General features: G+C 67.6%; 9 protein-coding genes and 1 pseudogene. 4 read left to right on the top strand and 6 right to left on the bottom strand.

Annotated elements, in window-relative coordinates; translation table 11 throughout:
• Nucleotides 1-3: 3 nt before the first annotated feature.
• From AC3CH1_RS35840 to AC3CH1_RS35855, 4 genes are all read right to left on the bottom strand, one after another.
• Nucleotides 4-861 carry a TniB family NTP-binding protein gene (locus AC3CH1_RS35840; protein ID WP_488466691.1) on the bottom strand — a complete coding sequence of 286 codons (858 nt, stop codon included), beginning with the start codon at nt 859-861 and terminating at the stop codon, nt 4-6.
• A 164-nt stretch (nt 862-1,025) separates the two neighbouring features.
• Nucleotides 1,026-3,116 carry a helix-turn-helix domain-containing protein gene (locus tag AC3CH1_RS35845; protein ID WP_488466692.1) on the bottom strand — a complete coding sequence of 697 codons (2,091 nt, stop codon included), beginning with the start codon at nt 3,114-3,116 and terminating at the stop codon, nt 1,026-1,028.
• Nucleotides 3,117-3,172: 56 nt separating this feature from the next.
• Nucleotides 3,173-3,910: a TnsA-like heteromeric transposase endonuclease subunit gene (locus AC3CH1_RS35850; protein ID WP_228924543.1), complete on the bottom strand. Its 738-nt coding sequence runs from the start codon at nt 3,908-3,910 to the stop codon at nt 3,173-3,175.
• Nucleotides 3,911-4,306: 396 nt separating this feature from the next.
• The gene (locus AC3CH1_RS35855) at nt 4,307-4,975 is read right to left on the bottom strand and encodes a hypothetical protein (protein ID WP_228924542.1); all 669 of its coding nucleotides are present in this window, start codon (nt 4,973-4,975) and stop codon (nt 4,307-4,309) included.
• 214 nt (nt 4,976-5,189) lie between these two features.
• On the opposite strand from AC3CH1_RS35855, the gene AC3CH1_RS35860 reads away from it, so the two are divergent.
• Nucleotides 5,190-5,998 (top strand): IS5 family transposase gene (locus tag AC3CH1_RS35860; protein WP_488460925.1). Its coding sequence is split into 2 segments (ribosomal slippage): nt 5,190-5,538 and nt 5,538-5,998, totalling 810 coding nucleotides; the frame shifts between segments, so codons are not numbered across the junction.
• Between the two features lie 88 nt (nt 5,999-6,086).
• Here the strand turns inward: AC3CH1_RS35860 and AC3CH1_RS35865 are convergent.
• Nucleotides 6,087-6,584, bottom strand: coding sequence for a hypothetical protein (locus AC3CH1_RS35865; protein WP_228924541.1), 498 nt, complete (start codon nt 6,582-6,584; stop codon nt 6,087-6,089).
• Between the two features lie 1,438 nt (nt 6,585-8,022).
• A pseudogene (locus AC3CH1_RS35870) lies at nt 8,023-8,833 on the bottom strand (IS5 family transposase).
• A 666-nt stretch (nt 8,834-9,499) separates the two neighbouring features.
• On the opposite strand from AC3CH1_RS35870, the gene AC3CH1_RS35875 reads away from it, so the two are divergent.
• The 3 genes from AC3CH1_RS35875 (at nt 9,500) to AC3CH1_RS35885 (ending at nt 12,659) form a co-directional block, all read left to right on the top strand.
• Entirely contained in the window at nt 9,500-9,655 is a 156-nt protein-coding gene (locus AC3CH1_RS35875) for a hypothetical protein (protein WP_488466693.1), read from the top strand.
• A 989-nt stretch (nt 9,656-10,644) separates the two neighbouring features.
• Complete coding sequence (locus tag AC3CH1_RS35880) at nt 10,645-10,890, top strand: hypothetical protein (RefSeq protein ID WP_488466694.1); 246 nt, start codon at nt 10,645-10,647, stop codon at nt 10,888-10,890.
• Nucleotides 10,891-11,951: 1,061 nt separating this feature from the next.
• On the top strand, nt 11,952-12,659 hold the full coding sequence (locus AC3CH1_RS35885) for a helix-turn-helix domain containing protein (RefSeq protein ID WP_488466695.1): 708 nt from the start codon (nt 11,952-11,954) through the stop codon (nt 12,657-12,659).
• Nucleotides 12,660-12,670: the final 11 nt, after the last annotated feature.

Raw genomic sequence — 12,670 nt, forward strand, 5'->3', positions numbered from 1 at the left:
GCTTCAAGCAGATCTGTCGGGGCGGCGACGGGCGCGTGCGGCGTTCACGGCCTGTGTGTCCAGAACGACCTGCGAGAGCAGCTTCTTGGTGATCGCGTGACTCTCCTCCACGATGGAGCAGATCGCCGCTTCCCGGATGAAGGCGAATAGGCTGGCCATCACACCGCCGGTTCGCAGATGGATGTAGTCAGCGTGACGCACCAGCGTGTGAGGCCGGTGGTTCACCAGCCGCAGTGCCGACTCCATGTCTCCCAGCAAGATGCGCCACTGAGCCTTCTGCTCGGGGGTGCCGTTGAGCAGAGGGGGAGTGCGCAGCAGTTTGAAGCGGGCAGCGAGCTGCGCGCCGCGGGGACCGGTGAGGAGCGCGGACGTCTCCACGTTCACGCCCGCCAGGACGAACGTGGCCGGTACACGCTCAGCGAGCGCCTTGACCTGATCGGAGCTGTCGGCGCCAGGGCGCGTTCGGGTGTTGAGCAGATGCACGTCATCGAGAAACACCAGCCGGGTCCGCCGCGCCACCATGACATCGCAGACCGCATCGGTGATGACCGTTTCCGTCATCCGGTCGTGCACGGGGATGCCCAGAAAACGCGCGAACTCCTTGACCAGCCCCTTGGGAGTGCAGGTGGGCGGGATCGCCGCGAACACCACCGGAAGGCAGTCGGCGTGCCCAGGCCTTCGGGTCCTCTCGCTGCGCTCGAAGGCGCGGCCCAACTCCATGAGCGTCGTGGACTTTCCCGCCCCAGGCGGCCCTGACACGATCAGCCCGCGCCTGGCCGTGCCCCGGTGCCGGTTATTGACGAGCAGAGTCAACTGCAGCTGACGCAAAGCCTCGTCCAAGCTGCGGGTCTTCAGCGTCACGAACTCGGAGTGGTACTCCAGCAGCCTCTTGCGGCTCCAGAAGGAGCTGCCTACCGGCGGTGCGGGCACGCGAGGACGCGCAACATACTCCTGCCACAGACCGGCCCCGCTCATCGGGCTGGGGGAAGGCTCCTCCTCGAAGAAGTCGCCACTGGGACACAGCGTTACGGCAGCCACAGATCACCCTCCGGGGTGGTGTCGTCGAGAATGGAAGAGCCATCGGCCGGTTCAGCAGGCAGCTGACAGGCCCCGTCCGGGAAGCCGTCGTCCTCGTCCGGGATGGTCTCGTCGTCGATCTCCGGCGCCGCGTACACGCCCGCCAGACCGAACGACAGTGTCGGAACGCCCAGGACGTCGAGTCCGCCCGAGGGGACCGGGATGAGATCCGCGCCTGAGGCACGTGACCGGGCCACGACCCGCCGCTCCGTGCGGGACAGCTTCGCCTTTCCCGCTGCCCTTTTGAGGACATCATCCAACGCCAAGGCGAGCTGAGCCTCGTGCTCGGCGCGCGAGCCTGTCCGCTCGGTGACTTTGCAGACGTGCTCCCAGACGTGGTGGGTGAAGGGAAGGCTCACCGACGTCGCGTGAATCCACGGCACCTCGACGAAGCCCTCCGCCAGCCGCACCCAGACCCGCACCGGGTCGTAGGGGTTGTAGTGCACCTCCCACAGTCCGTCCTTTGACCGCACCCCGGGGTCCTGGACGTGCTCCTGGTGCAGGCACGCGTGGTCGTAGGTGCGGTAGTCGAACCGGATGCCCGCGTCGGTGATGGCCTGCCATCTCACCGGCAGCAGTTCGACGTAGTCGTCCGAACCGAGGGGAACCGGCACATAGCCCGCCACAGGCAGAAGCGACGCCCACATCTGGTTCGGTGTGAGGGCCTTCTTCGGCATCAGAGGATGGCGCAGGCCCGCATGGGGCCGATGGTGCCAATGGACCAAGAACTCATCCAGAAGACCCTGCAGTTCACGCATGGTCCGCAGCGGTTCCCGCTCGACCTTCGAGCCGCGTTCAGACACACTCGCCCCCGTGTGGCCTGCCAAGTACTGGCAGAACTGCGAGTTCACAGAGCCGAACTGCCGCTCCACATGACCCTTGGCCGGTCCATTGGCCGGCGGAACGGGCTGCAGGGAAATCCCCAGGCTCTCGCACGCGGCACGTGTCGAGGGCGAGACGAACACCTTGCCCTGGTCGACCACGATCGTCTCGGGCACGATCACCGGGCGTGCCGCAGCATCCTTCAGCCGCTCGTCCACGCTCAGCAGACGCTGATGGGGAATCACCGAGGCGGCCATCGACAACGAATCCGGCCACTCGGGACGCATCATCATGGGGATCATCATCTGCGCCAGGAGCACAGCCACGTCGGTCAGCTTGCTGCCCGACGCACGCACGATCGCCCACACACTGCGAGTCGCCACATCCAGCGCAATGGTCAGCTCCGGCCGCCCCACCACCCCGTCATCGAAAACGATCAGCACATCCAGAGGCGTGCTGTCGAGCATCACCAACTCACCCGGACGCAACACCACCGTCGGCGCGAACGGAGGCGCAGGCCGGGACGCCCTGGCCCGCCGCTGGCCGACGGTGCCCTCCAGCCCGAGCACCGCTTCCACACAGGTGAGAAGGATGTTGAACGTGGACTGCGGCGGGACTTCCACCACGCCGGGCCCGTGCTCGATGTCCAACCACCACTGCGCCTCACGGCGCATCCGCTTCTTCCACCCACGTGACCGGGAACGCAGGGCCTCCTGAACCAGCAGGGCCCGCAACGCCTCGACCACCCGGGAGTCGGCCCGCTGCAACCGCGACGAGCCGCCCCGCTTCGAAACGAGGCCCCACACACCCCCCTCGTGGTAGCGCTTGCGCCACCTGCGGACCGTCGCGCGGCTCACGGCGGTCCAGCCCTGCTCGGCCAGCTCATCCGCTTTGGCCTGCTCCCGCTGCGCCAGTGTCGTGAGCGCAGGGTCGTACTGGGGCCTGGGCCGCCCCGCCCTGCCCAGGTCAGGCGTGGGAAAGCCCGTCTCGACCTCACGGACGTGCTGCTCAAGAGCGAAGGCACGGACCTGCTGGTCCTCTGAGACCGTCGACAACAGCCCCATCTGCGGCACATGCAACCGCGGAGGCCCCTTCAGCAACTCGAAACCGAGATCACTCAGCGCAGCCAGACCGAACACCGCCAGGCCACCCGAACGACCCCGTTCCAGCAGCCAGATCCGTGGCCCCTCAGCTCCGTGGGCTTCCACCCCCGCCACGGACCACTCCCGGCCGTCACCGCGCACCGGATCCCCGATCCTCCAGACCGGCCGGCTCACTGCGCTACTCCGGCCGCGGAGGGGGCGGAAGCGACAGCCAGGGTCCCCGCGTGCAGCGGAGTGTCCAGAGGAGCGGTCAACAGCCCCCGCCACAAGCCATGGAACACCGCAGGCCACACAGCGATGGGATCACCCACCGCGGCTACGCCGTCCAGCAGAGCCGTGGCAGTGCGGAACGACCGGGAGAGGCGGGGCATCAGGTCCTGCGCGTACCGCGGGTGACGGTACCCGGCGAGCCAGCGGACATTCGCCTCGACCACCTGCGACGGCAGACCGACCAGCCGGTAGTGCCAGCCCGCGGCCGTCGCAGCGGCGTCGACATGCGCCGCCCGCTGCACCAGCCGCCGCCCTGCCCCCAGCCGGCCCGCACAGTCGATCAGCAGTCCGCTGCCGTCGGCCAGCCGCGCCACCAGATGCGGCGCGTGCCCAATGATCCTTCCGCCTCTGCCCCGCCACCGCAGCTCCACCGGACGGCATGCCACAGCAACCACCTGGGGATCGAAGTCCAGCATCATCAACTGCGTGCGCATCGCCCCGAATCCGTAGCGCACCATGCCGCCGTTCGTTGCCGTCCACCACCAACCTGGACCCACCCGGCGGCCTTTGAGGATCGGGAACTCCCACACCGGGGCGCAGTCCTCCAGGCGCATCTCGCCCACAGCCTGCAACCACGGCATCTGCACGGCCTCACCAGCCTCACCGATGAAGTGTGCTTCGACGAGATCCGGGTCCACGCACCGAAGTACGCGACCACTCGCAGAGCGGTCACCTAGCTGTAATTCTTCATAGATTGTGCTGATATTTCGCATACAGGGCGGCATCTTTCGGGAAGAGGGAATGGTGCCGCTGACAGTCACCGGGAACAGAGGACACACCGGTGCGTACACGGCTGATTGCCCGAGGGGCGCAGCGGAGGCAGCCTGTCGGCCACGAGAGAGCCTCGTAGCCGACAGGAGGTAAAAACCCGCCGTCACGTGACGTGCGGCCGAGGGCAGACACCGTTCGGGACGTGGGTACGCGGCACTGACGCCGGTGGAGCGTCACGGGGGTCCCGTGACGCGGAGCGGCGGTGCAGGAAACAGTCGCGCCTTCAGCGAGCGGCGCGGCGTGGAGCTTCGCCCCACTCGGCGTCAGGCGGGATCGAGATCGTACAGAGCGGGCACCTGCTTGAGCAGGGCGACGTAGTGCTCGGGCGGCAGGCTCCGCAACTCCGCAAAGGTCAGACCCATCAGCAGACCGGACGACTCCTCGGCAGTCACCTCAACCGCGGGTGGGGCGGACGGCAGGGCGACGGTGCACGCCGCCGACGGCGAGATCCGCATCGTTGGATCCTGGCGAAGAACCAGCGCCAGCATCAACCACTCGACGAGGTACTGAGCCCGGCGGGCGGCGATGCCTGTGGCTTCCCGGAGGCGGCTCACCAGCACTGTCTGCTCGACCGGCGCGTCAAGGAGCATGCCGTAAACGAGCGGCACGGACCAGTGCTCCAGAAAGAGAGGCAGGAGCAGCAGGCGCCCCTGGGTCTCGTCCTTCCTGCAAGCTGTCGCGATCTCCCAGCCCGCCACCGTTGCGGCGCACTCTTGCCGTGTGCCTTCGACAAGACCGACTGTCCCCAGGAACGCCATGATCTCCGCGACTGTGTCCTGCCCCAGCCCCGAACGGCCGGCGAGTTCAAGGGAGCTGACCGAACGCCTTTCCGGTCCGCTCAGCGTTGCCAGATCGAGAGAGACCGCCCACTGAATCGGAGTGCTCGCACGGCTGGTAGGAAACAGCTGACGGGTCTGATGCGTGCTAGTCACTGCTCTACCTCCCGCACAGCCTGACGGCCGGCGAAGCAGAGGGAGCGGCCGATTCCGTCACCGGTCATAGAGCTCATCACGTGGGGCCTCTTTCGTAAGTACAGACACGTTGGTATGACGCACCGCACCGTCCGACACCAGGTCTCGCTATAGTGACGGTGCGCGTGGGGCCTAAGAAGCCATCTCATTTGGGCGACTCGGTATTCTGTGAGTCATGGTGGGGATCGTTGAGCGGTTGGTGCCGGACGAGTTGTGGGAGTTGTTCCAGCGGGTGGTGCCGGAGGCGCCGTCGCGGCCGCAGGGCGGTGGCCGGCGCCGGCACGGCGACCGGGAAGTGCTGGCGGCGATCGTCTTCGTGGCGACATCGGGTTGTACCTGGCAGCAGCTGCCTTCGGCGTCGTTCGGCCCGTCCGGCGCGACCGCCCACCGGCGGTTCTCGGAGTGGTCGAAGGCCAGGGTGTGGGCCAAGCTCCACCGCCTGGTCCTCGACGAACTGGGTGCCCGCGGCGAGCTGGACTGGTCGCGGTGCGCGATCGACTCGGTGAACATGCGAGCCCTGAAAAGGGGGACCTGACAGGTCCGAATCCTGTCGACCGGGGCAAGTACGGCTCGAAAATCCACCTGATCACGGAAAGGTCGGGTCTGCCCATATCCGTCGGCATCTCCGGCGCCAACCTGCACGACAGCCAGGCCCTGATCCCCCTCGTGAAGGGCATCCCGCCAATCCGCTCGCGCCGCGGCCGGCGACGGCGCAAGCCCGCCAAACTCCACGCCGACAAGGGCTACGACTACGCCCACCTGCGGCAATGGTTACGCGAACGCGGCATCACCCACCGCATCGCCCGCAAGGGAGTCGAGTCCTCGCAACGGCTGGGCCGCCATCGCTGGACCGTGGAGCGCACCATGGCCTGGCTCGCCGGCTGCCGCCGCCTCCACCGACGCTACGAACGCAAAGCCGACCACTTCCTAGCCTTCACCAGCATCGCCTGCACCCTCATCTGCTACCGCAGACTCACCAAATGAGATGGCGTCTAAACATGCGCAGCCGGGGCCGCCGAACCTCACTTCGGCGGTATCCCGTGCCTATGTGCGCACGCCAGGACATGATCTTTCAGGAACGCACTGGCTCGGACTCCTTGACAGCAAGCCGGTATGAACCGGTCCGGGGACGCGTCAGAATTCCGCGCTTCACCATGCGGTTCAGGTCTCGGGCGCAGTTCTCCGCCTTGACATCGGGACGCATCTTCCCGACCTCATCCTTGATCTCCGCGTACGTTGCCTCGACTTGCAGCCGCAGCAAGTCCTGGATGACGGCAGCGACGGAGACCCGCGGCTGTGAACGCGGCGACGCTTCCGCGACGGGATCAGGAACACCGGTCGCACCCTCGGCCAGCGGCTCGTCCAGTGCCGACAGCCAGGCCTCGGCCTTCGACAGAGCACTGCCGGAAGCCGTGACCATCAAGGCCACCAAATCCTCCCGCTCCTTCGCCGACCGCAGCGCTTCCTCGGCGGCCTGACGCTCAGCCGTCGCCCTGCGGAGCAGTTCTCTGTCTTCTGCAGCATGCCGCGCCAGCTGGGTAGCCCACAGCCTCCGCCTGGTCACGTTCACTGGGCATCTCCTTCCGGCATAGTCGTAAAAGGCCTTCCCTGCGCAGCAGACCATATAGCGGTCCCGCCACCTACCTAGCACCTTCCTGGCTGGATGGAAACACTCTCCCATCCAGCCAGCACTGAACTACCCCGTATTCCTGGGCCCACCTACCGTCGGACACCTTCCCTAATGCCGTAACCCTCGTGGGTGAATGCCCCAAGGGTCAAGATTGACGCCTTCTTTGCGTCAGCCGCGACGGTAGCTCGCGGCATACCTGCGACGGTGCCGGATGGTCCGTGCTGCCCGCACTCGCGGTGTATCCAGCGGGTCGTGACCTACCGTTTGGAATCGGCCTCGCAACAAGCAGAGTGAGCCGCTGCGGCACCGGCGTGACGCCTGCCCCGTTATGATAAATCCGGCTGTCCGGCACCCTCAGGAACCGTCACTGAATACGGCAGACGGGAAGATGCCGGTTCCGCTCTGGTGTAGGTACCGTTACGATATCCAATCGAATAGAACATGTTATCCGTGTTCGAAACTATTTCTTGATCTTCCAGAGTGCAGAGGAAGTTGAGAGGGAAAACCGTGGCCAGACGCGAGCGATCAGTTCCCGCGGGCGAAGGCGTGCCGGTACAGCGCCTGGAGTGCCCCCACTGCGGCATGTCCTGGAACCGTCCTCCCAAGCCAGGCCGGCTACCCCGGTTCTGCTCGGATGCCTGCAAGCAGGCTTCCTGGCGCAGACAGGCCCGGGATCGGCACGCCGAGAGGGCGTCTGCGCAGCCGCGACAGGGGCAACGCGAGCGATTCCACGCCGAACTGGCGGCCCTCTCGGGCAGAAAGCCCCTGCCCACCCCAAGGATCCTTCCCCTGCTGAGGGAACTCGCACAAGCGACGGCCTCGGACGAACGCACAGCCCAGCAGCTCTACAAGGCCGCGGCGCGGAAATGGCACCCGGACGCTGGGGGAGACGCCGGAACATTCACGCTGCTCCAACTGGCATACCGCCGGGCGCGGCAGGAGGGGTTGTGAGGGCGGCAGAACCTGCAGGCAGTCAACGTCCGTGGCCTCCTGTTCCTTCCTCCCGGCCGGTCTGCCGGCTGCTCGTACGGTAGGCGGGCAAGCCGCGACCGGTAGTGCTCGTTCACCGAGCCACCTGCTCATGCCCTTCCGGCGGCGTGAAGCCGTTCGGCGGCGGCACCTCTCGCCTGCCAACTGGGCCCGGCGCGAGCGCACTTCTTCACCGGCGTGAACGCCGCTGCACTGAGGCCGACGAAGCCGAAGGGACGGCGCCGCTTTCACCTCGAAGAGGTGTGAGCGCCTCTGGCTCTCCCGTGCTTGCTGTCCCCCTCGCCTCGGCGACGAGCTGTCACGAACTGCCGTTTTCCCTCGGCCGCATGGCGGCTTCTTCGCGTCCCCCAGGACGAGATCCGCTCTCCGGCTCCCCTTAGACGCCATCTCATTTGGTGAGTCTGCGGTAGCAGATGAGGGTGCAGGCGATGCTGGTGAAGGCTAGGAAGTGGTCGGCTTTGCGTTCGTAGCGTCGGTGGAGGCGGCGGCAGCCGGCGAGCCAGGCCATGGTGCGCTCCACGGTCCAGCGATGGCGGCCCAGCCGTTGCGAGGACTCGACTCCCTTGCGGGCGATGCGGTGGGTGATGCCGCGTTCGCGTAACCATTGCCGCAGGTGGGCGTAGTCGTAGCCCTTGTCGGCGTGGAGTTTGGCGGGCTTGCGCCGTCGCCGGCCGCGGCGCGAGCGGATTGGCGGGATGCCCTTCACGAGGGGGATCAGGGCCTGGCTGTCGTGCAGGTTGGCGCCGGAGATGCCGACGGATATGGGCAGACCCGACCTTTCCGTGATCAGGTGGATTTTCGAGCCGTACTTGCCCCGGTCGACAGGATTCGGACCCGTCAGGTCCCCCTTTTCAGGGCTCGCATGTTCACCGAGTCGATCGCGCACCGCGACCAGTCCAGCTCGCCGCGGGCACCCAGTTCGTCGAGGACCAGGCGGTGGAGCTTGGCCCACACCCTGGCCTTCGACCACTCCGAGAACCGCCGGTGGGCGGTCGCGCCGGACGGGCCGAACGACGCCGAAGGCAGCTGCTGCCAGGTACAACCCGATGTCGCCACGAAGACGATCGCCGCCAGCACTTCCCGGTCGCCGTGCTCGGCGCCGGCCACCGCCCTGCGGCCGCGACGGCGCCTCCGGCACCACCCGCTGGAACAAACTCCCACAACTCGTCCGGCACCAACCGCTCAACGATCCCCACCATGACTCGACAGAATACCGAGTCGCCCAAATGAGATGGCTTCTTAGTCCTCCTGGCGGTGCGCCCTTCGGAGTGAAGGAGGAGTAGCCTTGATCGAGCCGGGTGAAGCTGCAGTGCGTGAGGCCGTGCGCTACCGGGCCTGCGCCCCCGCCAACTCCCGTTCACCGGAAGCTGCGCACCAAGCAGCTCGCGGCCTTCGGACCGGGACACGGTCCGAAGCCGCTCGGTCTTCCCTGCGTCCTCGAACGAAGTGCAAGTCGGATCAGATAATTGAGTTGGCTTGTATCTGGAGAGGGTTCGCGGTACGTTCGCAAGAACAGAGCTTCAATCGGCGAGGAGCCAGGCCATGCTGCTCACGACTGGGCAGGCTGCTGAGGAACTCGGCTGCGCCATCACTACTTTCCGCCGCCTCATCACTGCAGAGGTCCTGCCCGGTCTCGCCCGCAGGCGTGCGGGTCATGACTCCCCTTCAGGTCGTACAGGCTCTGCGGGAGCGCCCTTCCGCTCCCGTGCAGCACCTGGGTGAAGGAGATCGGTGTGCTGCGTGTTGACGCTGCCCACCAGGGCGGTGGTCCTGACGGGGCAGCGGGCCGGCTTCGTCCAGGCTTGCCCCCGAGGATCTTCTGGAGAGCCTGCGGGGCGGGTGGCGCTCTGCTCGATGCCGCCAGTGTGGCCGCCGGGGCAGTGCTCCCGGTGACCCTGTCCGGTTACGTGCTGGCCGTCCTGCAGGCCCGGACACTGGAGAAGAGGGAAGACGGGCGGCACGTCTTCCCGGACGCCGTCCTGGCCGGGGTCACCACCTGGCCACCCCGGTCGTGCACCTGACCGCACCGCGGCAGGCCGACCGGGACATCGCCGACCTCTTTGGTACCGCCTGCCCTCCCACTCTGGCTGGCGCTGTCGCCTACGTCTCCACCAAAAGCTCTTCCGCCAACTGACCCAGGTACAAGGAATCGTCGACGACGCAAACACCTACAACGCGGAGCTGGCCGAGCTGCGCGCCCCTGCGGACGGCATCAGGAAGACGCAGGCCACGCTGGAGAAACTGGAGACGACCGCGCCCGCAAGATCACCGCGCTGCGGGACGAGAAGGCGAAGGCAGAGCCTATCGCTCCTGCGGCCGGGTGAGCCTGGCTGACATCGTGGCGATCGCCCCCATCCTCGCCCCCGACCGGCTCACCACCGCAGCACAGCCATCTACTTCCGTGCCCCCGTCGCCCGAACCGGAACTCCGCCCACCACAGCCGTCCCAGCCCCGCAGCCCGCCGGGGACACAGCACTGCCCAGTAGCACCGAACACCCACAGACCCCGTCCCAGGCGGGCACGGTCGCCCCGGCGATGACCCGCCCCGCCCCTGAACCGGCAGCTGAACCAAACGGCCCTAGCGCCCCCTCGAAGCCCGCCCCGGCCACCGCCGCCCCTCTCGTGGCTCAGACAGCACAGCGCACCCTTCCCGGCACCCCCAAGGCCCCACGGGGACCGCTGGTTCACCCACACCACCAACCTCGCCTCCACACACCCAACTTCACCCAGCAGGCCCGGAGCACCGTCTTCCTCGACACGCACACCGGCGTGCGCCTGTCGACCCGGCACCTACGTTCCGCATCGACCTGCCGACCGCCAGCGCCGCGGAAATCCTGAACACCTGTTCCTTCCACGTCCTGCCCGGCGGTGTCGAGCGGATCTACATCACCGCAGGCGCCCTCTTACCGGCAGGCCGACCAGCACCCTTTCCTCAAAGGACACCGTCGCCGCCTGGCTGAACGCCCCCACACCCGGCTGGCGCACGGACACCGGCCGCGGCAAGGACAAGATGGCCGGCCACTTCGTCCACCCCCGCAACCCCGTCGGCCGATACCAGCGCGAACAGGGCGACCAGCATGTCGAGATCCGGTCGGCGGGAGTGGTTCGAGCACCGAGGGCACTGAGCCCGCCGTCATCCGTGACGCGTTCGTCCTGCTGGAAGGCCCTGCGCCGCCAGTGGCCCGACGCCGTCCTGATGGGCTCACCGTCCCAGACCGGCCGTGACCTGTGGACCCGCACCATCCCCACCAGGTGAGTACGCGGACGGCTACCCGTCCGTCTGAACAGCTCCGCGGCCTCTTCCACGCACCCAGGGCTGCACCGAACTCATCACCCCGCCCCGTGTTCCCGCCCAGCTCCCCGCCCTGGTCGAGTACGACCGCACCTTCGCCTACGCCAAACACACCTGGAAATCCGCGAGTCGGCACCCCCCGCCGCGTCATGCTAGTCCACCTTCGCCTCCTGGCTCCAGAAGGAACAGACCAAAGCCCTCTTCGCCTGCGGCCACTGGCACGTCCGCGTCACCGTCCCCGACATGGATCCTACATCGGGATCCTCCCCGCACCCGCCCCCGGCGACCGCGCCCTGGACTACCCCGCCACCCCGGCACCACCTTCACCACCTGGGCAGGCCGGCCCCGAAATCCACACCGCCCTCTCCACAACCCACACATCCCGTGGGAAGATCGAGATCCTCGACGGGATCCTTCTTCCACCACGGCAAACCACTCGACGACTGGTCCAAGAACTCAAGGAAGCCTGGCTCCCCCTCACTGCCCAGGCCGACCTGAACGGCGACCCCGACCAGCGCACCGCAGCCCACCTCGCCGCCCGCGCCGTCCGCGCCCTCCTCCTCTACGGCATCGGCGCCTTCGCCCAACGCCCCCGCACCGTCACCGGCACCACCCCCCGCATGATCAACGTGGACGGCCCCCGGACGCCGAAATCATCGGCTTCGACGACCAGACCATCACCTGGCAACGCCACCGGCTTCACCCGCGACCCCAACGCCCACCCCGAATGGGCCTCCCACCGGTCCTCGCCGTGCCGCCCTGCTCTCCCAGCGCCACCGAGACGACAACACCTACGCCGGAGCCCTCCACGCCCCACCCGGCACAATCGTCGCCTTCCGCACCGACGCCGTCTACCTCACCCAGCCCCAAACCCGGCCCCACCACGGCCAGCCGGGCTGACTACCTCAACAAAGGCCACCTCCCCGGCCCCATCCTCGGCCCCCACCACCGAAGACGAACTCCTGACCCTCCGCTACAAGGGCCGCGCTGCCCACCACGCCACGCCCACTGCGAACAGAGGCCTGATGCCACCGCGCCGCAGGCACCTTTCGGCACCGCACCGCAACGAAGCAGCCCGCCTTGCTCACCAACTCCAACAAGCCGGCTACACCAAACGCGACATCGCCCGCATCATCAACCGCGCGCCTCCCTCGTCTCCCAGTTCTACAAGAACAAGGGCGCATCCTTCGTTCCCCGCCCTCACCCAGGTCCTCACCGCCATCCACACCGCAGGCATCAGCGACGTCACCGAACTCGCCGCGATCGCCGCCACCACCCGCCGCACCACCGCCAGCCGCAACCGAGCCCGCGTCCGCACCAAAGCCGTCCTCATCACCCCCACCGGCACCGGCACCGGACGAGCCGGAGCACAGGCCATCGCCTCCGGCTCCGCCCGACTCCGCCCGTTCATCGCCGAAGCCGCCCGCCAGGACCTGCGCCTGGCCTTCACCGTGCGCCTCGCCGAAAACCGGCTACGTCCACGTGTCAGGAAGCTGCACCACGTGACCCGGCATCCGCCGCGACGTCACCGAGCGCGCCGACCACACCGAGGAACGCTCCGACGCATCCGCCGCACAACGGGTGGCTTCGCGGCAGCCGACATCGCCCGCCGTGTCGATGCGGCGGGCGGCGATGTCACCACGGCCATCCACCGGTGGCTGGTCGACACCGGCCGGATCCACCCCGACGCACACATCGTCCATCTCGAAATCCGTACCTGGCGCCCTCGCTGACCCCGCGCGGC

This window comes from Streptomyces sp. MGP-P1, from assembly GCF_057766565.1.

Coding starts and splice junctions, on each gene's coding strand:
- AC3CH1_RS35880 (WP_488466694.1), top strand. CDS start 10,645: ATGGCCGGCCACTTCGTCCACCCCCGCAACCCCGTCGGCCGATACCAG.
- AC3CH1_RS35885 (WP_488466695.1), top strand. CDS start 11,952: ATGCCACCGCGCCGCAGGCACCTTTCGGCACCGCACCGCAACGAAGCA.